Here is a 25,343-nt window from a genome sequence, read left to right as displayed (position 1 = left end):
AAAAAAGTGCTACCTTTATCAGGCAGCACTTTATGTGGATGATTAAGCGCGGCTTTCGTTCCAGCTGTCGGAATGAATGATGTTGCCGTCTTTATAAGTCCAAGTGATTTTTTCGTAGCGCAATTCAACGCGTTCCAAGTGGTTGTAACGCTCGCGTGCAGGGTCTTTGATGTTGTGCATTACAGGACCTACTGCGACAACTTTAACGTTGTCCAGTTTGGTATTGAAGTACTCTTTCTCTTGACCGGATGCATCAATTTGATACCACTTGATTTCTACTTCTTTTAAAGTTTGGCCAGTGGTTACGGCTTTGTACAAGTATGGAGAAGACGCATCGTATTCTTTGTACAATACGATAGGTTCATGAACGCGGGTACCTGTCAGTTTGCCGGTATTGGCATCTGTAGGAATGCGGACATTGTGTTGGAACTCAACGATCTCAACACTGTCTTCACGGCCGTTAACGTCAACGGAACCTTTAATAGCGGAACCGCCATCGTCTTTCAGCCACATATAAGCAGGAATTGCCATATTTTTACTCCTTAGTTTTATTAAAAACGCTTTAAGTTTTAAGGCTTAAAGCAACTTGTGCTGCATTGAATTACTGTGTTGCCGAGGGAATAAGGATAATCTCAACCCTGCGGTTCTTGGCCTTACCGTCTTCTGTCTGATTGTCTGCAATCGGTTTGGTATCACCCAAACCTTTGACCTCAAACCGACCCTCCGGAACATTAGAAGAAATCACCAACCAGTCTTTGACGGATTGGGCCCGTTTTTCTGACAACTGCTGATTGGAAACAGGATTTCCGACATTATCGGTATGGCCTTCAACTAAAATGCGGGTATCAGGATGTGATTCGATTGCCTTCAATACGCCAATCAATGCTTTATTGGCATTATTTTTTAATTCAAACTGGCCGGTTTCAAAGAGTGCCAAACTATCCAGGGTAAGAACCACCGGCTCCGGCTTTTTGACAGGCCCGGGCGCTTTAGGAACTTCGGCAGGGATTAAGGCTTTTAATTTGGGGATATAGGCCTGCGCACGATACAGTCCCAAGCCCAAATATGCAGGAACACCGTAATCACGGTATCCTTCAAGCAATTTCAAGTCCTGCTTCAACAGCCCTATTTTTTTAGCCTGTTCGGCTTTATCCGTTTCCATACGGAAGTCCGCTATATGCGTGCCGATTTGTTCCAACAAACGGCTGTTATTGACAGTTGAAAACGACGCGGCCAGAAAAAAACCGGCAACACCAATGAATAATACCTTAAAAATCATATCTGAAATATGATTTCTATGATAAACGGCATATTTATCCAGATATTCGGATAGGATGTATCTTACCGAACCATGTTGAACGCTTTTTGCCGTCGGAATAAGACCATCTGTATTTTTTACCAGATAAGCTGCCCATTCAGATGTATTTTGAAAATTTCCACAATCGGCAAGGCTTAAACTGCATATGTCCACATACTCCCATCCGCTATCTGTATTTTTTAAGAATTTTTCTTCTAAAAAATTCAGCGCCTCCATCAGATAAACATATTGATGGCTATACTGGGCATTGCTGTCATGCAGAAATTTAAGGGACAGGGCGTTTTTCAGGTTCTTTAAGAATTCGTTTATCTGCAGACGGTTGTGTTCTTTCTTATTGATGATAGAAAAAACGGAATGACTGTTTTTTCTATCAAACAAAAAAGACACCGGCGTTTGAATCAACCAGTGCACCGGGATAGTCAAACCTGTGCTCTTCTGCAGAAAAAGTATATTACGCAACCATGTGCGCAAAGTGGTCGCAATATCGGTATTTTCCGCCGGGGAAAGCCACAGCTCCAGACTCACAGAAACATACTTATGGGCTGTATTTTCAAGCAAATTGGAAACGACCGGATGCAGATTTTCCGAACCCGACATATTGATATAGACGGTTTCATTTACCCTCTCTACCAACTTTCTCGGCACAGAAGAGTCATGCAGACGAATGGTATAGCAACCCAAATCTCCGTTGGAATCCAATTCTTCTGTGATTTTCTTCCAAAAATCCGTATTGATTTGTTCGCGTTTTTTCTTTAGATAAAAACGCCAATAATAAAAGGCCACCCCAACGGACAATGCCCAAGCACAGCCTTTGATTATCCAACCTGCCTGCCAATATACTGCGAACACATACAGTAAAACGAGCTCAAAAACAGCCAGGGTCGCCAGAACCGAAATTTTCCGATAAGTCATTATATAAACACTTGAAATTACAATGCTTGTATTTGTTCAACCAAACCATCTAGATAATATCTAAATGCAAAGTATGCAACCGCCGCTACAACAATGCTTCCCACAAGCAGCCAGGCAGGACGGAGGCTGAATGCTTTTTTCAGCGGCGTTCCCTTTTGATCTATATAAAACAACTTACCGTCTTCCGATACGGCATTGCTTGGGAAGGCAGGTGTGATTTTTTTCAACTGTTCCTGTGCGGTGTGCAATGCATCTTCATCCAAAACATATCGGCCCCTGAACCCCAAATTAATCACACTCAGATAGGTTTCCGCCACCAAGGGGCTGGCATCCTTGTGGTTTTTACACAAAGATTCGATTCGGTCACACAGGATATCCCCTGCATTATATGATTGGAAAAAACAAACCTGCATAGGGTTTCTTTCCCATACTTCCCTGTCGTTACCTTTCAGCGTGCGCAGTGCAACTTCATCCAAAAGGGCGCATTGTGCATATGAAACTTCTTCAATATCCGCTTCTTTCCATCCAAGCTCGGCTAATTTTGCCTTTAAATCTTGAATCAGATTTTTGCAATGAGCATACCATGATTCGGAATGGTCAGGTGTAAAGCCGGCAGATAATGCGGATACCGCCAAAGCAGTATCTCTCAAAACGGTTCTAATCAAGGGTTGGTTATTCATATTAAATACTCACTACTGCAAATAGGCTTAAATGTAAATCAGAAATAGAGGCCGGAACATAAATGCTGCATACTTGGGACTGCATCATCCTATCAAACGCGACATGCCGTTTATCCAACCTAAAATACACATTGTCCATTCTAAAAGGCAGGCCCGGCGGAGTCTGATGAAGGTGATGTAAAGGTACGCCGACCACTGCCGTATTAATTACACGCTCCACATCATCGGGTGCACCGATTTTGCTGACCAAAGGCAGCTGTTTTTGCAATTCCAAGAAGTCGACGGAGTCGGAATGGGCGGAAAGATAAAACTCTGCATCAGCATTGATTCGGTCATCAAATATCTGGGCGCGCCAATGCGTCGATTTCAGATGCTCCAGTGACAATTCGATAACAGGGGAAGGAATAACCTCATCCAGCAAATCACGGATTTTTTGTTCCAAACGGTTGAATGTTCCAAACAAATCAAAGTGATCATATGAGTCTATTTCTTTAACGGACTCGTTGGCTCTAAAGGTATACAGCATACCCAGCAGGCGTACCAAAAGTTTATAAAACTCTTCCGGATGCTTCTGCGGGTAGTCATTCAGGTGCTTCAATTCCGGATAAATGGTATTTAAGCCATGCAGAAACCAAAACAGCATCGAATCGGAAACTGAAAAATCAACGACACTTTCGCTCCGAGAGCGGCGGCGGGCAGACAAATTCTCTATACGGGATAATACCATCAATGTGATGCGGTTAAGACAAGAGAATAAAGTTTCCGATCCTGTTATGGATAACAATGGCGGGATATAGTTTTTAGCCCAAACGAAAGCGCCCGTCTCATCTTTCTCTATTGCACCGATAGGACAGGTAATATAGTCGTCATTTTGTTCAAAATCGAAACGAATGGTGAGATTCAACCCTTCCACCGCAAACTCTGTTTCTTCGGTAGAGAAAATATCCTCCACCTTCTCAAAGCTCTTAACAAAGCGCTTGGGCGTATCTTTGGTTTCATCCTCATCTACCAAGTTTGAAACATGTGCCTGATAGACTGGCAGTGCCAACAATACAACATTTCGTTGCTGTAAAGACAGGCCTTCAATATTACGCACATTGACGTGGCGTCCGCCGGCCTGCAAATCAATTAAGGTGCCATCCGGCAAGCATGCTTGAAGTGTATCTAATTTGATTTTTCCAACTTCTAATGCCTGACGGTCAAATTCACATTGAAAACAGCCCCATCTAAAATCCCCCATCATTCTCATTAACAGGGCATGCATATGATTATTGAATTTGTCTTGTTGTTGAAAATGTTGAGGCGATAGGAGTACCCCCTCTTCCCATAACGGCTTGTGAAATTTCACTGAAAAACCTTTTTCCGGTAAATTTGAATACAATAGACAAGCTATCTGTCTAACATTTATACTAACCAATCAGGATATTTCCTGACCCCATACCTTGCATTTTATTTGAAAAAATGACATAAGTGTCACTTAATCTATCAAAAAAGGATAAATTTCATCGTGAGCAAAAGTTTTCAAAACGAAGTTCCGCCTTCCCGTATCAATATTAAATTGGACTTGCATACCGGCGGCGCACAAAAAAAGGTTGAGTTGCCGCTTAAGCTTTTAGTAACCGGCGATTACAGCAACGGCCAAGATAAACGCGATCTTGCCGAAAAAGAAAAAGTCAATATTAACAAAAACAACTTTGATTCAGTATTATCCGATTTCAATCCTAAAGCCAATCTGACCGTCAAAAACACACTCTCTCCTGCCGGCGGCGAGATGAATGTGAATTTGGATTTCAAATCCATGCGCGACTTCCATCCGGAGCAAATTGCCCAGAATGTGCCGGAATTGCGTGCCTTGCTAGCTATGCGCAACCTGCTTCGCGATTTGAAATCCAACTTATTGGACGACTCTGCTTTCCGTCGCGAATTGGAAGCCATTCTGCGTGACGAAAACCTGTCTGCCGAACTGCGCGACCGTCTTGAAAAAATCGCACCTATCAATAATAAGTAACATCAAAGGCCGTCTGAAATACCCGTAAGGATTCAAATATGCAAAAAAGCCAAAAGGCCCAAGCCCAAACTACAGTTATCGAACAAGAAAACACAAACAGTGTTTATGAAGATCTGTGTAAAAAAATCAATCTGAATGCCGTTGACTCCGTCATCGATATCGAGCAATTCCAAAGTGCCGAGAAAATGTCGGAAGCCTCTGCCGACGAGCGTATTGCCGCAGCCGTCAGCGTCTTCATGAAAATGATCCAAGACTCTTCCCAAAAAGTGGAGCGCCTGGACAAAAGCCTGCTCGATTACCACATTGCCCGTATCGATGAACAACTCAGCCGTCAACTGGATGAAATCCTCCATAACGAAGAATTTCAAAAAATCGAATCCGCATGGCGCGGTTTGAAATTCTTGGTCGACCGAACCGACTTCCGTCACAATGTCAAAATTGAAATTCTTGATGTTTCCAAAGAAGATTTGATTCAAGACTTTGAAGATGCGCCTGAAATCGTGCAAAGCGGACTGTACCGCCACACTTACAGCAACGAATACGACACCCCGGGCGGCGAACCTATCGGCGCCGTGATTTCAAACTACGAATTTGACCGCAGCCCTCAAGATATGGCTTTGCTGCGCAATATCTCGCGTGTTTCCGCTTCTGCACACATGCCATTTATCGGCTCGGTCGGCGCTTCTTTCTTCGGCAAAGAAAGCATGGAGGAAGTGGCCGCCATCCAAGACTTGGCCAACTATATGGACCGTGCCGAATACATCAAATGGAAAAGCTTCCGCGAAACAGACGATGCACGCTATATCGGCTTGACCCTTCCTCGCTTCCTTGCCCGTCTGCCGTACGGCAGCGACACCGTGCCTGTCCGCAGCTTCAATTACGAAGAACAGGTAAAAGGTACGGAGCATAACCGCTATTTGTGGGCAAATGCATCATTTGCCTTTGCCGCCAATATGGTGCGCAGCTTCATCAATAACGGTTGGTGCGTCCAAATTCGCGGCCCACAGGCCGGCGGCTTGATTGAAGATTTGCCTATTCACATGTACGACCTGGGTACCGGCAATCAAATGAAAATCCCGACAGAAGTCCTGATCCCGGAAACCCGCGAATTCGAATTTGCCAACTTGGGCTTTGTTCCGCTGTCTTTCTATAAAAACCGCGATTACGCCTGCTTCTTCTCCGCCAACTCGACTCAGAAACCCGCGTTGTATGAGACCAAGGAAGCAACCGCAAACAGCCGCATCAACGCCCGTTTGCCTTACGTCTTCCTGCTCTCCCGCCTGGCGCACTACCTCAAACTGATCCAGCGTGAAAACATCGGTACCACCAAAGACCGTCGCATGCTTGAATTGGAACTGAATAATTGGATCAATACCCTGGTAACGGAAATGACCGACCCGAGCGACGAGCTGCAGGCAACACATCCGTTAAGAGAGGCAAAAGTATTGGTGGAAGATATCGAGGACAACCCGGGTTTCTTCAAAGTCCGCCTGTTTGCCCGCCCGCACTTCCAAATCGAAGGCCTGGATGTCAACTTGTCATTGGTATCTCAAATGCCTAAAGAAAAGAAATAAGCAATTAGGTAAACTTGAAAAATCCTCTTTCCAAAAAGGAAAGAGGATTTTTTTAATCACTCCCAACACTGGGCAAACTACTAATCAAAGCACATCCGCATGCAGTCTTGCAACCATCAACAGCAACTGCTTTACCTTCAAACATCATATACTGACTGCCTTCAATAATCGGATTGTCGCCATGACCGGTTATAGGGCAACTAACCAAATCGCCAACTAGTGCCGCAGGTTTTCCTTCAATAGTCATTTGGGAAGATGCTTGAATGACCATACCACCATGCGTAGTAGAATCACCCAATCTAATAATACCCTTCATTTTTACATTCCTTTGCCGTCAAAATTCCTATAAACCAGATTGTAGATCTCAGACATTACCATAAGCCTGAATCAAACGCCCCATATAAAAACCATTATCCGTATTCCAACCAAATAACTGATTTTTCTGCTCAGTATTTTCAACAGCCAAACCTAACATGAGCAATTGATTTTCCGAAGCAAGAGGTCCCATAAAAAGCCCAGGATTATGTCTTAAAATACTATTTCTGTCGTAATGCCAGTCCCCTCCTGCTGCCTTAATACCATCCATATATTGCTGGATTTCCTCATGTGAGGAAGCAAACCATACTGCATCAACTGCTTCACCATGTAATCCATAATCCACATATTTTTTCAATAACTGTGGTTGTTTTCCATCATCCAGCGTAATAGGTCGTTGTACCCATGCACGAACTGGTAGATTATTCTGTTTAGCCAAATGCAGAGAGGAAAAAACTATCCAGGTTACTGTTTCAGTAAATTCTAAATCATCTACATCTGGATTTAACCAAGCCGACAAAACAGCATGGATACCTTCCGGTTCGGATTTCTCAAACCAATTATCGATAAATCCACTCATATCCTGTAGAGGCATTATGGTCAGATCCAAGTTTTCTATACCAATAGTTTCCGACATATTGATTAGCTTATTTTGCCAGGCTTCATAAATATCGTTGTCAGGAGTATGGATATGTACGGTCAATTTTTTTGAAAACTCAGCCAAAGATCTCATTCTTTCTTCTAATTGCCACACCGCTGTTTCATGACATAATGGTCGTTCAAAGTTATCTTCTTCATCAATAAAAGCAATACAATCAAATCTCTCATTACCTTTAGTTTCAGCAATTACATCATTCAGTGCAATTTCAGACGGCAGAGCTACATAAGCGTCTATTACTGCAACTCTCTTACCAGCCCACTCTGTCCACTTTCTACGAATATTGTCTTTTTCTTTCTGCCATGCCTCCATAGCGGCATAACGATGGACTGAAGAAATATAGCGGTAAGAAAGTGCTGCAAACCATATAACAGGAAAGACCAACGAATAAATTGCATACTTTTTCAGCAATAAAATCCATAGCAATGAACAGCAACATGCAAATGCCAAAGTAGCGGCCCACATCCATGGTTTTCCCCACTTATTTTTGACTTCTGGAACTAATGTTGCGGGAACTTCAGGAATATTCCATTGCATTTTAAATAGCCTTATACTCAAAAAATCAATTATATATAAAAATAATCATATTGGTTAAACATTAGCACATAGATTCTTAATATTATCTATGTAACTATCTAACCATTTATTAATTAAACGTTTAATATAGAACTATACAGGCTCTTCTAAAAAATTTTCACATCCTATATACAAGCCCATTTAACCATAAGCTTAATTATATTCAATATATCAAACTTATTCTAAGCTTCAAAAAACTTCCAAGTAAAAAGTTTAACCAGCTATTTAATAAAATACGGCATTTTAAACTGAAAATGTTATCCTCAACCTAAAATACTTATACTCTAAGATGGGTAAGTTTCTCCTAACTTTATTCCGATCCAAACAATAAGTTCTCTTTAATATTCCTAATTTTATCGCGTAACACAGCTGCTTCTTCAAACTGCAAATCCCTAGCTGCCTGCTGCATGGCTTTTTCCAGTTTGGCAATTTCTTTCAAGGCATCTTCTTCATTGTGGATTTCGCCGACTTTAACCTTGTTTTTACCTTTCAGACGACCTTTGCCGCTGTCTTCTTCGTGGTACACGCCGTCGATGATGTCTTTAACCTGTTTTTTAATCTGCTGCGGAACGATGCCGTGTTCTTCGTTAAATTTAATCTGTTTTTCGCGGCGGCGTTCGGTTTCGTCGATGGCGGCTTTCATGGAGTCGGTAATTTTATCGGCGTACAGGATGGCGACGCCGTTCACGTTGCGCGCGGCGCGGCCTATGGTTTGAATCAGGCTGCGGTGCGAGCGCAGGAAGCCTTCTTTGTCGGCGTCGAGAATGGCGACGAGGGAGACTTCGGGGATGTCCAAGCCTTCGCGCAAGAGGTTGATGCCGACGAGTACGTCAAATAGTCCGAGCCGCAAATCTCTAATAATTTCAACGCGCTCTACGGTGTCGATGTCGCTGTGCAGGTAGCGCACTTTGATGCCGAGTTCGCTGTAATAGTCGGTGAGTTGCTCCGCCATGCGTTTGGTGAGGGTGGTAACGAGTACGCGTTCGCCTTTTTGGATGCGGTCGTTGATTTCGCTCATTAAGTCGTCAACTTGGGTGGCGACGGGGCGGATGATGATTTTGGGGTCGACCAGCCCTGTGGGGCGGACGACTTGTTCGACCACTTGTCCGGCGTGTTCTTCTTCGTATTTGGCGGGAGTGGCGGAAACGAAGACGGTTTGCGGCATGACTTTTTCAAATTCGTGGAATTTGAGCGGTCGGTTGTCGCGGGCGGAAGGCAGGCGGAAGCCGTAGTCCACGAGGTTTTGCTTGCGCGATGCGTCGCCTTTGTACATGCCTCCGATTTGGGTAACGGTAACGTGGCTTTCGTCAATGAACATGATGGCGTTGTCGGGCAGATAGTCCATCAGCGTGGGCGGCGGTTCACCTTCTTTTTTTCCGGAGAAGTGGCGGGAGTAGTTTTCGATGCCTTTGCAGAAACCCATTTCGTAGAGCATTTCGAGGTCGAAGCGGGTGCGCTGTTCGATGCGTTGTTGTTCGACGGGGCGTTGTTCGCGGGCGAAGAATTCAATGCGTTCGCGCAGTTCTTCTTTGATGGATTCGCAGGCGCGCAAGACGGTGTCGCGTGGGGTAACGTAGTGGCTGGACGGGAAGACGGTGTAGCGGCCGACGCGCTGGATAAGGCTGCCTGAAAGCGGGTCGAACATATCGAGACGGTCGATTTCGTCGTCGAACAAGCTGATGCGCAAGGCGTTTTCGGAGCTTTCGGCGGGGTACACGTCGATCACGTCGCCGCGTACGCGGAAGCTGCCGCGTTTGAAGTCCAAATCGCCGCGTTCGTATTGCATGGAAACGAGCGTAGCGATGATGTCGCGCTGCTCGATGGTGTCGCCTTCTTTGACGGACAACACCATTTGTTGATATTCGGTCGGGTCGCCGATACCGTAAATGGCGGACACGGTGGCAACGATAATCACGTCATCGCGCGTCATCAGGTTTTTGGTGGCGGAAAGGCGCATCTGCTCGATGTGTTCGTTGATCGCACTGTCTTTTTCGATGAACAAATCGCGGCTGGGCACATAGGCTTCGGGCTGGTAATAGTCGTAGTAGGAGACGAAATATTCCACCGCGTTTTCAGGGAAAAACTCGCGCATTTCGGCATAAAGCTGGGCAGCAAGGGTTTTGTTGTGCGCCATGATGATGGCGGGACGGCCGCTTTGGGCGATGACGTTCGCCATGGTGTAGGTTTTGCCCGAACCGGTTACGCCGAGCAGGGTTTGATAAGCAAGTCCGTCTGAAAGTCCTTCGAGCAAGCCAGCAATGGCAGTGGGCTGGTCACCGGCAGGAGGAAATGGCTGATGAAGTTTAAACGGAGAATTGGGATATTGGATGACTTCCATAAGACGGCCTGTTTTATGTTCAGGTAAAGAGAGGATTATAACAAAGTGCCGTCTGAAAATTGATAGTGTAGCAATCTGACAAGACTAAATATTTCATCTCCTTCCTTAGCTAACTGAGGTTGGTTGTGTTGGCAGGAACAATTAAACTCCCCTCTCCCCCAAAGACGTGCCTGTGCACGTCCTTTTTACTTTCTTATCTCCTTTCCACTCGATTGTCACCCCATAAAAGGCTTACACTCCGCATCATTGCCCCTAAATATCTCCTCGCCGTCCGTACAGCTTCCCTTACTCTTCATCTTCCCGCACACTACTGCTGTCAACGACTCGTTCAAACGCAATACCCTCGGTTCCGCCTCCCTGTCCAACGCCACCGCCTTCAAGGTAAACTTACCCTCCAGGATGCCCTTAGCCTGACCGCTCATCCTGATACAGAAACCGCCCGCCTCCTTCACCGGCAATTCCGGCCACTTCGTCGACGTCAGCTTAAAGCTGCCCTTTTTTGTGTAGAACTGCTCCATAAAGCGCGCATTTTCCAGCAGGGCGGCATGAGCCGCACGCAAGTTGGCCGAGCGGACTGACTCCCGATAGGCCGTAAAGGCCGCCGTTGCCAAGATCGAAACCAGCAGTATCACCACCAACAGCTGTATCAAAGAGTACCCCCTCTGCACAGTTGCTCCATTCCGTTTGCCAACAAATGTTTTTAAGTACATATCTTTAATTCCCTTTATCTTTTATATCCCTATCCAACAAGAGGCACCTTATCCGTTTATCCCTTTACCCAATATAAAGCCCCCAGTGGTCCAAGCTCTCATTGCCACCCCCAAACAAAGCCGCCCCGTGGCCCAACCGGCAAACGGTTCGGCCGCAGGGCGGCATATAGGCAGAGTCCGGCTTATTTTTTCACGGCAGGCTGTGCAGCCTTAGGCGCGGCAGAAGAAACCGTCGCCTCCGCCTTCAACTTGTTCAGCACCGCATCACCGATGCCCTTCACGTTTTTCAGCTCCTCCACCGATTTGAACGCACCGTTCTTCTGACGGTATTCCACAATCGCTTTCGCCTTAGCCGGGCCGATACCCGGCAATGCCTCCAGCTCGGCAGAAGAGGCCGTATTGACATTCACGGCAGCCAAAGAGAATGCCGTACACACGGCGGCAAAGACACCAAATAAAAATTTCTTCATCAGGGTTTTCCTATAACGTGTTGGATTGAATCAACCGGGCCGGCTGCAGGACGGTTTTACTTCCCCGCAGACACTGCCACACGACAGTAGAACACGGCCCTACTCCATATAAATGCATACGACATAATAACGCAAATACCGTTTAATTTCAAATATTCCAAACGGTTAACCGTAACTTTCGGTACTTTTGTGCAAGAATAACAACAGGGTAAATATTTCCGATTCCAATACCAAGATGCACGACTACTCCATAAACACCGGCACATCACTACCCCAATGTTTGGTCCCAACACCTGTTACCCCAATTCTGCCGCCAAACCGACAGAAACGACAGGCATGTAAAAAGCCCCCGACATCAGTCGGGGGCTTCGGAATGGGTGTTTGGCGGTGACCTACTTTCACATGGAAGAACCACACTATCATCGGCGCTGAGTCGTTTCACGGTCCTGTTCGGGATGGGAAGGCGTGGGACCAACTCGCTATGGCCGCCAAACTTAAACTGTTACAAATCGGTAAAGCCTTAATCAGTATAAATGGTGATGACTGAATCAGTCAGTAAGCTTTTATCTTTGAAGTTCTTCAAATGATAGAGTCAAGCCTCACGAGCAATTAGTATGGGTTAGCTTCACGCGTTACCGCGCTTCCACACCCCACCTATCAACGTCCTGGTCTCGAACGACTCTTTAGTGTGGTTAAACCACAAGGGAAGTCTCATCTTCAGGCGAGTTTCGCGCTTAGATGCTTTCAGCGCTTATCTCTTCCGAACTTAGCTACCCGGCTATGCAACTGGCGTTACAACCGGTACACCAGAGGTTCGTCCACTCCGGTCCTCTCGTACTAGGAGCAGCCCCCGTCAAACTTCCAACGCCCACTGCAGATAGGGACCAAACTGTCTCACGACGTTTTAAACCCAGCTCACGTACCACTTTAAATGGCGAACAGCCATACCCTTGGGACCGACTACAGCCCCAGGATGTGATGAGCCGACATCGAGGTGCCAAACTCCGCCGTCGATATGAACTCTTGGGCGGAATCAGCCTGTTATCCCCGGAGTACCTTTTATCCGTTGAGCGATGGCCCTTCCATACAGAACCACCGGATCACTATGTCCTGCTTTCGCACCTGCTCGACTTGTCGGTCTCGCAGTTAAGCTACCTTTTGCCATTGCACTATCAGTCCGATTTCCGACCGGACCTAGGTAACCTTCGAACTCCTCCGTTACTCTTTGGGAGGAGACCGCCCCAGTCAAACTGCCTACCATGCACGGTCCCCGACCCGGATTACGGGTCTGGGTTAGAACCTCAAAGACACCAGGGTGGTATTTCAAGGACGGCTCCACAGAGACTGGCGTCTCTGCTTCAAAGCCTCCCACCTATCCTACACAAGTGACTTCAAAGTCCAATGCAAAGCTACAGTAAAGGTTCACGGGGTCTTTCCGTCTAGCAGCGGGTAGATTGCATCTTCACAACCACTTCAACTTCGCTGAGTCTCGGGAGGAGACAGTGTGGCCATCGTTACGCCATTCGTGCGGGTCGGAACTTACCCGACAAGGAATTTCGCTACCTTAGGACCGTTATAGTTACGGCCGCCGTTTACTGGGGCTTCGATCCGATGCTTGCACATCTTCAATTAACCTTCCAGCACCGGGCAGGCGTCACACCCTATACGTCCACTTTCGTGTTAGCAGAGTGCTGTGTTTTTAATAAACAGTCGCAGCCACCTATTCTCTGCGACCCTCCAGGGCTTACGGAGCAAGTCCTTAACCTTAGAGGGCATACCTTCTCCCGAAGTTACGGTATCAATTTGCCGAGTTCCTTCTCCCGAGTTCTCTCAAGCGCCTTAGAATTCTCATCCTGCCCACCTGTGTCGGTTTGCGGTACGGTTCAATTCAAACTGAAGCTTAGTGGCTTTTCCTGGAAGCGTGGTATCGGTTACTTCATGTCCGTAGACACTCGTCGTCACTTCTCGGTGTTAAGAAGACCCGGATTTGCCTAAGTCTTCCACCTACCGGCTTAAACAAGCTATTCCAACAGCTTGCTAACCTAACCTTCTCCGTCCCCACATCGCATTTGAATCAAGTACAGGAATATTAACCTGTTTCCCATCGACTACGCATTTCTGCCTCGCCTTAGGGGCCGACTCACCCTACGCCGATGAACGTTGCGTAGGAAACCTTGGGCTTTCGGCGAGCGGGCTTTTCACCCGCTTTATCGCTACTCATGTCAACATTCGCACTTCTGATACCTCCAGCACACTTTACAATGCACCTTCATCGGCCTACAGAACGCTCCCCTACCATGCCAGTAAACTGGCATCCGCAGCTTCGGTTATAGATTTGAGCCCCGTTACATCTTCCGCGCAGGACGACTCGACCAGTGAGCTATTACGCTTTCTTTAAATGATGGCTGCTTCTAAGCCAACATCCTGGCTGTCTGGGCCTTCCCACTTCGTTTACCACTTAATCTATCATTTGGGACCTTAGCTGGCGGTCTGGGTTGTTTCCCTCTTGACAACGGACGTTAGCACCCGCTGTCTGTCTCCCGAGGAACCACTTGATGGTATTCTTAGTTTGCCATGGGTTGGTAAGTTGCAATAACCCCCTAGCCATAACAGTGCTTTACCCCCATCAGTGTCTTGCTCGAGGCACTACCTAAATAGTTTTCGGGGAGAACCAGCTATCTCCGAGTTTGTTTAGCCTTTCACCCCTATCCACAGCTCATCCCCGCATTTTGCAACATGCGTGGGTTCGGTCCTCCAGTACCTGTTACGGCACCTTCAACCTGGCCATGGATAGATCACTCGGTTTCGGGTCTACACCCAGCAACTGTTCGCCCTATTAAGACTCGGTTTCCCTACGCCTCCCCTATTCGGTTAAGCTCGCTACTGAATGTAAGTCGTTGACCCATTATACAAAAGGTACGCAGTCACACCACAAGGGTGCTCCCACTGTTTGTATGCATCAGGTTTCAGGTTCTATTTCACTCCCCTCCCGGGGTTCTTTTCGCCTTTCCCTCACGGTACTGGTTCACTATCGGTCGATGATGAGTATTTAGCCTTGGAGGATGGTCCCCCCATATTCAGACAGGATTTCACGTGTCCCGCCCTACTTTTCGTACGCTTAGTACCACTGTTGAGATTTCGAATACGGGACTATCACCCACTATGGTCAAGCTTCCCAGCTTGTTCTTCTATCTCGACAGTTATTACGTACAGGCTCCTCCGCGTTCGCTCGCCACTACTTGCGGAATCTCGGTTGATTTCTTTTCCTCCGGGTACTTAGATGGTTCAGTTCTCCGGGTTCGCTTCGCTTATCCTATGTATTCAGATAAGGATACCTCCTAAGAGGTGGGTTTCCCCATTCGGACATCGCGGGATCATAGCTTTATTGCCAGCTCCCCCACGCTTTTCGCAGGCTTACACGTCCTTCGTCGCCTATCATCGCCAAGGCATCCACCTGATGCACTTATTCACTTGACTCTATCATTTCAAGAACCTCTTTGACTTCGTTTGCCTACCCGTTGACTAGGGAAGCAAACTTGAAATTCCTACTTTGATAAAGCTTACTACTTTGTTGTGTCTTAATCCTGCCTTTTGTGTTTCAGGATTAAGTCGATACAATCATCACCCAAATACTGTGTTTGTTTTCTTTTCTCTTGCGAGAGATTTTTTATCCTTTGCAAAGAACAAAAAATCAAAACAAACTCATTGTCTTTGTTTGTTGATTTCGGCTTTCCAATTTGTTAAAGATTGATGCGTCGATATTTCACTTCGCAAATCAAAATAAGCTGCTAAGTATAGCAGGCTTCCTTTGATTTGTAAAGTTCTTGGTGGAGGCAAACGGGATCGAACCGATGACCCCCTGCTTGCAAAGCAGGTGCTCTACCAACTGAGCTATGCCCCCGTTCTTGGTGGGTCTGGGAGGACTTGAACCTCCGACCCCACGCTTATCAAGCGTGTGCTCTAACCAGCTGAGCTACAAACCCGGATTCTCTTCTTAAGCGAATCTTGTCTTCACTCAAGCTTTTCTCTTCCGCATCTTTTACAGTTTACCGATAAGTGTGAATGCATCAGACCTCTTCTTTCTCTAGAAAGGAGGTGATCCAGCCGCAGGTTCCCCTACGGCTACCTTGTTACGACTTCACCCCAGTCATGAAGCATACCGTGGTAAGCGGGCTCCTTGCGGTTACCCTACCTACTTCTGGTATCCCCCACTCCCATGGTGTGACGGGCGGTGTGTACAAGACCCGGGAACGTATTCACCGCAGTATGCTGACCTGCGATTACTAGCGATTCCGACTTCATGCACTCGAGTTGCAGAGTGCAATCCGGACTACGATCGGTTTTGTGAGATTGGCTCCACCTCGCGGCTTGGCTACCCTCTGTACCGACCATTGTATGACGTGTGAAGCCCTGGTCATAAGGGCCATGAGGACTTGACGTCATCCCCACCTTCCTCCGGCTTGTCACCGGCAGTCTCATTAGAGTGCCCAACTAAATGATGGCAACTAATGACAAGGGTTGCGCTCGTTGCGGGACTTAACCCAACATCTCACGACACGAGCTGACGACAGCCATGCAGCACCTGTGTTACGGTTCCCGAAGGCACTCCTCCGTCTCTGGAGGATTCCGTACATGTCAAGACCAGGTAAGGTTCTTCGCGTTGCATCGAATTAATCCACATCATCCACCGCTTGTGCGGGTCCCCGTCAATTCCTTTGAGTTTTAATCTTGCGACCGTACTCCCCAGGCGGTCAATTTCACGCGTTAGCTACGCTACTAAGCAATCAAGTTGCCCAACAGCTAATTGACATCGTTTAGGGCGTGGACTACCAGGGTATCTAATCCTGTTTGCTACCCACGCTTTCGAGCATGAACGTCAGTGTTATCCCAGGAGGCTGCCTTCGCCATCGGTATTCCTCCACATCTCTACGCATTTCACTGCTACACGTGGAATTCTACCTCCCTCTGACACACTCTAGTCACCCAGTTCAGAACGCAGTTCCCAGGTTGAGCCCGGGGATTTCACATCCTGCTTAAGTAACCGTCTGCGCTCGCTTTACGCCCAGTAATTCCGATTAACGCTCGCACCCTACGTATTACCGCGGCTGCTGGCACGTAGTTAGCCGGTGCTTATTCTTCAGGTACCGTCATCAGCTGTCGGTATTAGCAACAGCCTTTTCTTCCCTGACAAAAGTCCTTTACAACCCGAAGGCCTTCTTCAGACACGCGGCATGGCTGGATCAGGCTTGCGCCCATTGTCCAAAATTCCCCACTGCTGCCTCCCGTAGGAGTCTGGGCCGTGTCTCAGTCCCAGTGTGGCGGATCATCCTCTCAGACCCGCTACTGATCGTCGCCTTGGTAGGCCTTTACCCCACCAACTAGCTAATCAGATATCGGCCGCTCGAATAACGCAAGGCCCGAAGGTCCCCTGCTTTCCTCCTCAGAGAATATGCGGTATTAGCTAATCTTTCGATTAGTTATCCCCCATTACTCGGTACGTTCCGATATATTACTCACCCGTTCGCCACTCGCCACCCAAGAAGCAAGCTTCTCTGTGCTGCCGTCCGACTTGCATGTGTAAAGCATGCCGCCAGCGTTCAATCTGAGCCAGGATCAAACTCTTATGTTCAATCTCTAACTTATAACTTCTGGTCTGCTTCAAAGAAACCGACAGGACAATGTCTAAAACATTATCTTGTCTGTCTTTTAAACAGTGTGAGGCCTAATGCACTCACACTTATCGGTAATCTGTTTTTTAAAGAGCGAATCGAATTATACAGTACATTTAGCAAATGTCAACTAAAATTATCGAAAATTCTAACTAACTGTGTTATACTGTCTGCTTCGTTTTCTTCACCGCGTCAGCAGCGAAGAACCGAACTATACGCCTCCCAACAAAACCAGTCAACACCTTTCGCAAAATTATTTCTAGAAATTTAACCACCACCCTGTTTTAACAGGGTTTTTATTTTATAAAAAACTCCAGCAACCTTCCTACACAATCCATACATACAAAAAATACAAAACAAAGGCCGTCTGAAATGCTCTTTCAGACGGCCTTTGTTTATGTTTTCTATTTATCCAATACGTTGAAGGACAATTTCTAGGACAAATTTGCTGCCTACATAGGCAAAAATCAGACTGACAAATCCGACAATAGTCCAAACGGCGGCTTTTTTGCCGCGCCATGCGGTCATGCTGTGTTTCAGCAATAATGCACCATAAATCAGCCACGACATAATACTGAAGATGGTTTTATGCGTGAAGGTCATCGGCTTGCCGAAAACGGTTTCTGCAAAAAACGTACCGCTGATAACGGAATAGGTCAACAAAACGAAACCTGCCCACATGCCTTGGAACATAAGTTTTTCTAAACTCAATAATGGCGGCAAGAAGCTGACCAATGCGGAAAAACGGCGTTTGTGCAGATTGCGGTCGAGCAAAAGGATTAGGATGGCAAATAAGGTTACGATGCCAAACAGTCCGTATGCGAGCAATGATGATGCGATGTGCGACAGCGGCAATAAGTCTACGATTTGGCGACCTGAAAAATCACCCGGGAAAAGGAAACCCAACAATAAGGTTAATGCAGCACAGGGATACAATAAGAGTTGCACACCGCGCAGACAATAAAAGAAGCTGCCCAGACAGTACATCATCAGCATCAGCCAAACTATCAGACTGAGCGAATAACCAAAACCGGTAATCAATACCCTATCCTGCAATACAGGGAACATCAATGCTGCGCCATGTACCAATAATGCGCCGCTCAAAATCAAAAGCTCGGTTTTCAGCGGGTAAGACTTATTATTGTGCTTTTTATGTTGCAACCAGGAAAATGCGCCCAATCCGGCATACACCAGCATAAGGCAGATTAAGACAATCGGCATAAATATCTTTCTCACATAGACATGTGAACACTTGACAGACACCCGGCAGGGTTTCAGACGGCCTTGGTGTGCGTATTTGTGTTCTTGAAGCATAACTTCGGACTATCGTGTAAAATAATCCGAATTTTATTTTAACAAAGAATGCCCTGTATTGGGCAGCTATTCTCATTATCAAGGATAAGTATGTTAGACAACCTGACCAACCGCTTCAGCAAGGTACTTAAAAATATTCGCGGCCAATCAACGCTGACCGAAGACAATATTAAAGAAGCCTTGCGCGAGGTTCGTCTTGCCCTGCTGGAAGCCGACGTTGCATTACCCGTCGTTAAAGAATTCGTCAACACAGTCAAAGAACAGGCCCTTGGCCAAGAAGTCGTCGGCAGCCTGACGCCTGACCAAGCCTTTATCGGTGTGGTCAACCAAGCATTAGTCGAACTGATGGGCAAGGAAAACAAAACGCTGGATTTGTCGGTTTCACCGCCTGCCATCGTTTTAATGGCCGGTTTGCAGGGTGCCGGTAAGACAACAACCGTCGGCAAACTCGCCCGCCTGCTGAAAAACGATCAGAAGAAAAAAGTTTTGGTGGTATCTGCCGACGTTTACCGCCCTGCCGCGATTGAACAGCTGCGCCTGTTGGCCGAACAGGTCGGCGTGGACTTTTTCCCATCCGATACCAACCAAAAACCGGTTGAGATTGCAACTGCCGCCGTTGATTACGCCAAAAAACATTTTTACGATGTATTGATGGTCGATACCGCAGGCCGTTTGGCAATCGATGAAGAGATGATGAACGAAATCAAAGTGCTTCATGCGGCGGTCAATCCGGTTGAAACTTTGTTCGTTATCGATGCCATGCTGGGTCAGGATGCGGTGAACACTGCTCAGGCATTTAATGAAGCCCTGCCGCTGACCGGTGTCGTATTGACCAAGATGGACGGCGACTCGCGCGGCGGTGCGGCATTGTCCGTACGCCATGTGACCGGCAAACCGATTAAATTTATCGGTGTCGGCGAGAAAATCAACGGCCTCGAACCTTTCCACCCCGACCGTCTTGCCAGCCGTATCCTCGGCATGGGCGACGTATTGACCCTGATTGAAGACGTTCAAAAAGGTATTGATGAAGAAGCCGCCGCCAAAATGGCGAAAAAGCTGCAAAAAGGCAAAGGCTTCGACCTCAACGACTTTAGAGAACAAATTCAGCAGATGCGCAATATGGGCGGCTTGGAAAACCTGATGTCGAAAATGCCGGGCGAACTGGGCCAAATATCGAAACAAATCCCCGAAGGTACGGCTGAAAAAGCGATGGGCAAAGTAGAAGCCATCATCAACTCAATGACTCCAAAAGAACGCGCCAACCCTGCCCTGCTCAAAGCCAGCCGCAAACGCCGTATTGCAATGGGTGCGGGTACGACCGTGCAGGAAGTGAACAAATTGCTCAAACAGTTTGAACAAATGCAACAAATGATGAAGATGTTCAGCGGCAACGGTTTGGGCAAACTGATGCGATTGGCCAAAGGCATGAAGGGAATGAAAGGAATGTTCCCGGGTTTGTAAACTGATTTGACAGAAAACGCCGTCTGAAAAGTTTCAGACGGCGTTTTTATTTTTACTCTAGCAAGAATTACTATTCACATATAACTATGAAATCTATTCCTTTTAAGGATTTTCATAGCGTACCGATGCCTCTTCCAACATTTCCCATTGGCCACCACTACCATGGTAGGTTTCGGCACCAAGCCTGAAAACGGCATTGCAGTGCGTACATTGAAAATAATGTACCACGAAATCGTTCCAACCATATATGTCACGATTACCCTGAGAATCAGTATGGGTAATGTAACCGCTATTGGCAATGGTTTTAGCAAAATCAAGGCTGGGACCATAAACTTTGCCGTAGGCTGGGGTAATGTCGATGAGCGTGCCGTCTGCTAAACGATCAGAGGCTCGCAGTAACATTTGCGATAATTTTTTCGGAACCCTGATACGAACGGTAGGTCGCAGGTCAGAACAGTAATCACACATTGTTTGGATCTTTCAGCATAGTAAAGGAAAACGAAGTGGAAGGAGCGCGAAATCCTTGCTTATTCAATCCTCAACTTATTGCGGTTTTTTCTGCTCTTCGCGTACTTTGTCCACCAGTTGGTCAATCGTGGTCATGCCGGACTGCCAGTCTTTAAATTCGACTTGGTATTTGCCGCCGACGATCACGGTCGGTGTGCCGCTGATTTGGAATTTATTGGTCAATTCTTCCATTTGAGCCGCACGTGCTTGGCTTTCGGGCGCTTCAAATGCAGCCAATACTTTTTTGCCGTCAAACGCGGTTTGCTCAGACAACCATTTTTTCAGGGTATCGGTATCGGCCAAGTTGATTTTTTGGTTAACCATCGCATCGAAAATATGGCTGTTGGCTTTATCTGATTCACCGGCCATTTCCACTGCGGCCGCCAAACGTGCCAAAGGTTTCATTTCATCACCCCACACAACATGCTCCCGGCGCATATAGGTATCGTCTTTAAACGTTTTGATGTGCTCGCTCAAAACCGGCTCAAGATGGGCGCAATGCGGGCAGAAGTAGCCAAAGAATTCCAATACTTCGATTTTGCCGGCCTGCTGTTGCGGAATCAGATTGGACAATACGGTGTAATTGACACCTTCGGTCAATGGGGCTGGCGCTGCCGGAGCGGATGCGCTGCTTTGGGCGCTATCTGCCGGAACACTGGTTTCAGCCTGTTTGCCGCAAGCGGCCAATGCCAACAGGGTTAATGAAGTCAAAGCTAAGGTTTTCAGTTTCATAGGTATCTCTTTACATTCAAATCAATGTGCGGATTTTATGGCATTTTGTTGAAGGCGTGTTCAATTTGAGTGAAAAAATGTGTTTAGTTTTATTTCAGCCTTTATAAAGGCCGTCTGAAATATGGCTTAGATAATTAGCCTTATTTTCAGACGGCCTTTGCCTGATTTCATCAGAAACGGTAATTTACCCGAGCAGTATAGCCGCGCGGATTACCCGGCATAGAGTCCGAACGCCAATATTTTTGATTGAGTAGATTGGCCACGGCAAAGGTAACGTTAACATTTTTATGGTTCCAGCCGAGCATGGCATCAACTCGGGCAAAGCCTGGAAGCGTGGTAACTTCTTTATTTCTTGAGTCGTAGCCGTAGCGTTTGCCTGTACCGGTTACGCCGATTTCGCCGTAGAGGTTTTCAGTCGGGGTATAACGGAAAAACAGGTTGCCGGTAACGTTACTGGTGTTGTCCAAATGGATGCCAACGCGGTTGGGATTTTCCTTGTCTTCAACCACTTTCGCCTGCATCACGCCCAACGATCCGCGCAGGTAGAGTTTTTTGGGGATGATTTGTCCGATGGCGGACAACTCCACACCGCGCGAACGGTGTTTACCGCCGACTGCCCAAGTGTAGGGATCATTTTGCGCATCGGGGCGGTAGCGGATATTGAAGCGTTCGATTTGGTAGGCGGACAATGTGGTGCTGAGGCGTTCGTCCAGCCAGCTGCTTTTGACGCCGGTTTCGTATTGGCGGGTGTATTCGGGGTCGGCGTTGAACACGGCGGCAGACGAAGTGTCGATACTCAAATAGCCGCCGCGTCCGCCATAAGGCGCGAAGCCTTTGTTATATGAGGCGTAGAGCGTGTGAACGGGATTAATGTTCCACACTGCGCCGATGTTGGGGCTGAACGAATGGCCGCTGTATTGGCGGCTGCTACCGGTGAGTTTGTTTTCGGAATTAAAGGTGTACTTGTCGTAACGACCGCCGAGGACGAATTTCAAATCGGGTGTGGCGGAGAAGATGTTTTGCACGAAGATGCCGTAGGAGTCGGCTTTGTGGCGGTTTTGGGTGAGGACGGGTTGCAGCCTGCCCGAAGCCGGCCAGCTTGCGCGGTCGTAGGGGTTGATGGAGGCGGAAAAGGCGCGGCTGTAACCCAATGTCGGGTTGCGGTGTTCGCGGCTATAATCCATGCCTACGGTCAGATGGTTTTCAAAACGGCCGATGGTGTAGTCGCCGTTGAGCGTGAAATTGGACGACAGGGTTTTGTTGTCGGTCTGCTGCCAGGCGTAGTTGCGTTTGATTCGGCTGCCGTTTTCGCTGCCCGCATAGAAATGGTCGAAATCCTGCGCCGCCGTGCGGTGGGCGAGCTGCCATTGGGCGCGCCATTTGTCGTTGAAGGCGTATTCAAGGTCGGAACGCCAAACTTGCAGCTTGTCTTTGACAAAATCGTTCGGGTGGGCAAAACCCATGCGGTAAGGCAGTCCGAAGCGGTCGTACACGGACTTGGTCGGGCTGCGGTCGGGTGTGCGCTCCACATTGTCGTAGGTGTATTGCCCCGTCCATTTCAAGCCGTTGTCGAGTTTAACGGTAATGCTGGGCGAAACCATGACGTTTTTGCTGTCTATGCTGCTGCGGAACGAATTGGCGCGCCCGACTTCGCCGGTAAGACGGATGGCGACGTTTTTGTTCAGCACTTCGTTAATGTCCATATTCAGGCTGCGGTTTGCCCACGAGCCGTAAACCGCACCGATATTACGGCTTTGTTTGAAGTTGGCGTATTTGCTGACCATATTGATGACGCCGCCGCCGTTGGTGCGTCCATAAAGGACGGAAGACGGGCCTTTCAGGATTTCCACGCGCTCGATGTTGGCAGTGCTGCGGCGCACCTGGCCGCTTTCGCGTACGCCGTCGCGGTAAATATCGGATGCGTCGGCTTGGAAGCCGCGCAGGAAAATGCTTTCTCCGCGCATATCGTAGGCAGCATCGATGCCGGCATTGCCTTCGAGAATGGAACTCAAATCGTTCGTGCCGTAATTTTTGTTTTTCTGGATATTGAGCGTATCGACGGTTTGCGGCGTTTCTTTAATGAGCTGGCCGTTGCGGGTAACGGCGGCTTCGTCGTAGTTGATGTAGCCTTTGAGTACGCTGGTATCGGACTGTCCGACCACAGAAACGGTGGGCAGCGTGGCGGTGTAATGTTCACCATTGTCCTGCGTATCGGCGGCAGCAACAGGGAAGGAAGCGATAATCAGCGTGGGTAATAAAGCCAAATGAAATGGTATTTGCATTTTTATACTCAATTTAACGAAACAACCGAATTATATTGCCTCACAAAAGAAATGAGAATAATTTCTTTTAATTATATTTAACATGATATTTGTAAACAAAGGCCGTCTGAAATACATATCGGTTTCAGACGGCCTTTGTTTATTAATAGACACTTCAAACTACTTACTCAACAGCATTTCCTGCATCAGTTTCATGCCCCATTGCCAGCCGCCGAGTGCGCCGTTTAACCGGCCGGAATGCGGCGATTGAAGCAGGCGTGCATGCCAGCGGTCGGCATGTTCTTGCGCCCAATCGCGTGGCGTGCCGTTTGTTTCGGCGATAACCAGCGCTGTACGGCAAGGGCAGCGGACGCGTTGGAACGTATGGATTTCGTCTTCGGGAAAAGCTTCTGGACGCGGCGAGACCAAAATAATATTGGTCAGGCGTTTTTGCGTCATGATGTCGGCTTGGTACAGCCATGCCAAAAATGCGGACACGCCTGCACCATGAGCCACGACGGCAATATTTCTGCTGACGATATGGTTGAAGGCCGTCTGAATGGCGTGTTGCCATTCGGAAATGGTTTGCCGACTATCGGCTTCGGCAGTTTGAACAATCGGATAGCTGACCGCCCAGCGGTCTATCCACATTTCCGCTTCATCCGCATCGCGTATCAGAAACAGTGCCATTTCTTCGAGTTCGAAGCTCTGCATTTCAGACGGCCTATTTGAGCAAGTCGTTGAGTGTAAATGCAATCAGCAATGCGGCTGGCACGCTGAGGATGGCACAAGTCGCCAGACAAAGTACGATGTTGGCAACCAGCCGCCAGCCCTTCCAAGCAAAGCATTTGGCCGCAATCAGCAGGCAAGGCAGTGAAAACAGCAGCCACACCAACGCCCACGTCGGATTGGCCTTGGTCGGTGCAACCCAGCCGGACATCCGCGCCAGCATAAACACCGCCCACACCAGCATAGGCAATACAAATGCCGCCATGACCCACGCCGCGCCTACGCCGGTTTTGCCGTTTATATTCCAATCATATTTACCAAAAACCTTATTCGGCAACATAGTCATACTCCACAACTAAAGGGGCGTGATCCGAGAATTTTTCGTCTTTATAAACATGTGCGGAAACGGCTTTTGCAGCCAACTCCGGCGTAACCATCTGATAATCGATACGCCACCCGACATCTTTCACATACGCTTGTCCGCGGTTGCTCCACCAGGTATAGCCCGGCACATCGGGATAAAGTGTGCGCCACATATCTGTCCAACCGAGCTTGTGGATGACTTTGCCTATCCATTCGCGCTCTTCAGGCAAGAAGCCCGAATTTTTCTGATTGCCCTTCCAGTTTTTCAAGTCGATGTTTTGGTGGGCAATATTCCAGTCGCCGCAGACGACGATGTCGCGTCCTTCGTTCTTCATGGCTTCGAGCATGGGATAGAACGCGTCCAAAAAGCGGTATTTCACTTGTTGGCGCTCTTCCGCGCTGCTGCCGCTGGGCAGATACAGCGAAATTACCGACAACTTGCCGAAATCGCAACGGACAAAACGGCCTTCTCTGTCAAATTCTTCAATGCCCATGCCGATTTGCACATTGTCAGGTTTGCGTTTGCTGTACACCGCCACGCCGCTGTAACCGCGCTTTTCCGCGCAATGCCAGTAGCCGTGCATACCGTGCGGATTCTTCATATCGTCCGACAGGTCAGCCTCTTGAGCTTTCAGTTCCTGCACACAGACGATGTCGGCACCGGAAGCGGCGATGTATTCATAAAAACCTTTTTTATAGGCGGAACGGATGCCGTTGACGTTGGCAGAGATGATTTTCAACATAAGAT

General features: G+C 47.7%; 19 protein-coding genes, 2 tRNA genes and 3 rRNA genes. 3 read left to right on the top strand and 21 right to left on the bottom strand.

Annotation, left to right across the window (positions count from 1 at the left end):
• Window positions 1-42 precede the first annotated feature (42 nt).
• From CYJ98_RS10330 to tssK, 4 genes are all read right to left on the bottom strand, one after another.
• Window positions 43-531 carry an Hcp family type VI secretion system effector gene (locus CYJ98_RS10330; RefSeq protein WP_049332188.1) on the bottom strand — a complete coding sequence of 163 codons (489 nt, stop codon included), beginning with the start codon at window positions 529-531 and terminating at the stop codon, window positions 43-45.
• A 70-nt stretch (window positions 532-601) separates the two neighbouring features.
• Window positions 602-2,230, bottom strand: coding sequence for an OmpA family protein (locus CYJ98_RS10325; RefSeq protein WP_101756360.1), 1,629 nt, complete (start codon window positions 2,228-2,230; stop codon window positions 602-604).
• A 17-nt stretch (window positions 2,231-2,247) separates the two neighbouring features.
• A complete protein-coding gene (locus CYJ98_RS10320) occupies window positions 2,248-2,910 on the bottom strand; it encodes a DotU family type IV/VI secretion system protein (RefSeq protein WP_101756361.1) in 663 nt (220 codons plus the stop codon).
• A 1-nt stretch (window position 2,911) separates the two neighbouring features.
• Complete coding sequence (gene tssK, locus CYJ98_RS10315) at window positions 2,912-4,258, bottom strand: type VI secretion system baseplate subunit TssK (protein WP_101756362.1); 1,347 nt, start codon at window positions 4,256-4,258, stop codon at window positions 2,912-2,914.
• Window positions 4,259-4,417: 159 nt separating this feature from the next.
• On the opposite strand from tssK, the gene tssB reads away from it, so the two are divergent.
• Both tssB and tssC read left to right on the top strand, forming a co-directional pair.
• Window positions 4,418-4,918, top strand: a complete 501-nt coding sequence (gene tssB / locus CYJ98_RS10310; RefSeq protein ID WP_049332195.1) for a type VI secretion system contractile sheath small subunit — start codon at window positions 4,418-4,420, stop codon at window positions 4,916-4,918.
• Window positions 4,919-4,956: 38 nt separating this feature from the next.
• Window positions 4,957-6,492, top strand: a complete 1,536-nt coding sequence (tssC, locus tag CYJ98_RS10305; protein WP_101756363.1) for a type VI secretion system contractile sheath large subunit — start codon at window positions 4,957-4,959, stop codon at window positions 6,490-6,492.
• A 52-nt stretch (window positions 6,493-6,544) separates the two neighbouring features.
• On the opposite strand, the gene CYJ98_RS10300 is transcribed toward tssC, so the two are convergent.
• The 11 genes from CYJ98_RS10300 to CYJ98_RS10250 all read right to left on the bottom strand — a co-directional run bounded on the left by CYJ98_RS10300 (window position 6,545) and on the right by CYJ98_RS10250 (window position 18,449).
• Window positions 6,545-6,808, bottom strand: a complete 264-nt coding sequence (locus CYJ98_RS10300; protein ID WP_049332348.1) for a PAAR domain-containing protein — start codon at window positions 6,806-6,808, stop codon at window positions 6,545-6,547.
• Window positions 6,809-6,856: 48 nt separating this feature from the next.
• Window positions 6,857-8,002 carry a hypothetical protein gene (locus CYJ98_RS10295; protein ID WP_101756427.1) on the bottom strand — a complete coding sequence of 382 codons (1,146 nt, stop codon included), beginning with the start codon at window positions 8,000-8,002 and terminating at the stop codon, window positions 6,857-6,859.
• A 349-nt stretch (window positions 8,003-8,351) separates the two neighbouring features.
• Window positions 8,352-10,379, bottom strand: coding sequence for an excinuclease ABC subunit UvrB (uvrB, locus tag CYJ98_RS10290; RefSeq protein WP_101756426.1), 2,028 nt, complete (start codon window positions 10,377-10,379; stop codon window positions 8,352-8,354).
• Window positions 10,380-10,594: 215 nt separating this feature from the next.
• Window positions 10,595-11,089, bottom strand: a complete 495-nt coding sequence (locus tag CYJ98_RS10285) for a type IV pilin protein (RefSeq protein ID WP_199903543.1) — start codon at window positions 11,087-11,089, stop codon at window positions 10,595-10,597.
• A gap of 182 nt (window positions 11,090-11,271) precedes the next feature.
• Window positions 11,272-11,559, bottom strand: coding sequence for a ComEA family DNA-binding protein (locus tag CYJ98_RS10280; protein WP_004520163.1), 288 nt, complete (start codon window positions 11,557-11,559; stop codon window positions 11,272-11,274).
• Window positions 11,560-11,938: 379 nt separating this feature from the next.
• Window positions 11,939-12,052: ribosomal RNA gene (gene rrf, locus CYJ98_RS10275) — 5S ribosomal RNA — on the bottom strand.
• A gap of 95 nt (window positions 12,053-12,147) precedes the next feature.
• Window positions 12,148-15,036: ribosomal RNA gene (locus CYJ98_RS10270) — 23S ribosomal RNA — on the bottom strand.
• 348 nt (window positions 15,037-15,384) lie between these two features.
• Window positions 15,385-15,460: transfer RNA gene (locus CYJ98_RS10265), tRNA-Ala, on the bottom strand.
• A 5-nt stretch (window positions 15,461-15,465) separates the two neighbouring features.
• Window positions 15,466-15,542 (bottom strand) — tRNA-Ile (locus tag CYJ98_RS10260).
• A 105-nt stretch (window positions 15,543-15,647) separates the two neighbouring features.
• Window positions 15,648-17,188 (bottom strand): 16S ribosomal RNA (locus CYJ98_RS10255).
• Together the 16S, 23S and 5S rRNA genes with 2 tRNA genes alongside form the textbook arrangement of a ribosomal RNA operon.
• Window positions 17,189-17,636: 448 nt before the next feature.
• Window positions 17,637-18,449, bottom strand: a complete 813-nt coding sequence (locus CYJ98_RS10250; RefSeq protein WP_003684009.1) for a cytochrome C assembly family protein — start codon at window positions 18,447-18,449, stop codon at window positions 17,637-17,639.
• A gap of 183 nt (window positions 18,450-18,632) precedes the next feature.
• Here CYJ98_RS10250 and ffh point away from each other — a divergent pair, with 183 nt between their 5' ends.
• Entirely contained in the window at window positions 18,633-20,003 is a 1,371-nt protein-coding gene (gene ffh / locus CYJ98_RS10245) for a signal recognition particle protein (RefSeq protein ID WP_101756341.1), read from the top strand.
• A 102-nt stretch (window positions 20,004-20,105) separates the two neighbouring features.
• Here the strand turns inward: ffh and CYJ98_RS10240 are convergent, their stop codons facing one another.
• The 6 genes from CYJ98_RS10240 to CYJ98_RS10215 all read right to left on the bottom strand — a co-directional run bounded on the left by CYJ98_RS10240 (window position 20,106) and on the right by CYJ98_RS10215 (window position 25,338).
• Window positions 20,106-20,405 carry a hypothetical protein gene (locus tag CYJ98_RS10240; RefSeq protein ID WP_083306197.1) on the bottom strand — a complete coding sequence of 100 codons (300 nt, stop codon included), beginning with the start codon at window positions 20,403-20,405 and terminating at the stop codon, window positions 20,106-20,108.
• 141 nt (window positions 20,406-20,546) lie between these two features.
• A complete protein-coding gene (locus CYJ98_RS10235; protein WP_101756340.1) occupies window positions 20,547-21,242 on the bottom strand; it encodes a thiol:disulfide interchange protein DsbA/DsbL in 696 nt (231 codons plus the stop codon).
• 170 nt (window positions 21,243-21,412) lie between these two features.
• Window positions 21,413-23,524 carry a TonB-dependent receptor gene (locus CYJ98_RS10230; protein ID WP_101756339.1) on the bottom strand — a complete coding sequence of 704 codons (2,112 nt, stop codon included), beginning with the start codon at window positions 23,522-23,524 and terminating at the stop codon, window positions 21,413-21,415.
• A gap of 159 nt (window positions 23,525-23,683) precedes the next feature.
• On the bottom strand, window positions 23,684-24,217 hold the full coding sequence (locus CYJ98_RS10225; protein WP_101756338.1) for an alpha/beta hydrolase: 534 nt from the start codon (window positions 24,215-24,217) through the stop codon (window positions 23,684-23,686).
• A gap of 10 nt (window positions 24,218-24,227) precedes the next feature.
• Window positions 24,228-24,572, bottom strand: a complete 345-nt coding sequence (locus CYJ98_RS10220; protein ID WP_101756337.1) for a hypothetical protein — start codon at window positions 24,570-24,572, stop codon at window positions 24,228-24,230.
• Window positions 24,559-25,338: an exodeoxyribonuclease III gene (locus CYJ98_RS10215; RefSeq protein WP_070838804.1), complete on the bottom strand. Its 780-nt coding sequence runs from the start codon at window positions 25,336-25,338 to the stop codon at window positions 24,559-24,561. The genes CYJ98_RS10220 and CYJ98_RS10215 overlap by 14 nt, the downstream gene beginning before the upstream one ends.
• Window positions 25,339-25,343: the final 5 nt, after the last annotated feature.

Source organism: Neisseria perflava, from assembly GCF_002863305.2.
In the GTDB taxonomy this organism is placed as follows: domain Bacteria; phylum Pseudomonadota; class Gammaproteobacteria; order Burkholderiales; family Neisseriaceae; genus Neisseria; species Neisseria perflava_A.
The sequence above is the reverse complement of the archived record's forward strand: the minus strand, read 5'-3'. Positions and strand labels throughout refer to the sequence as shown.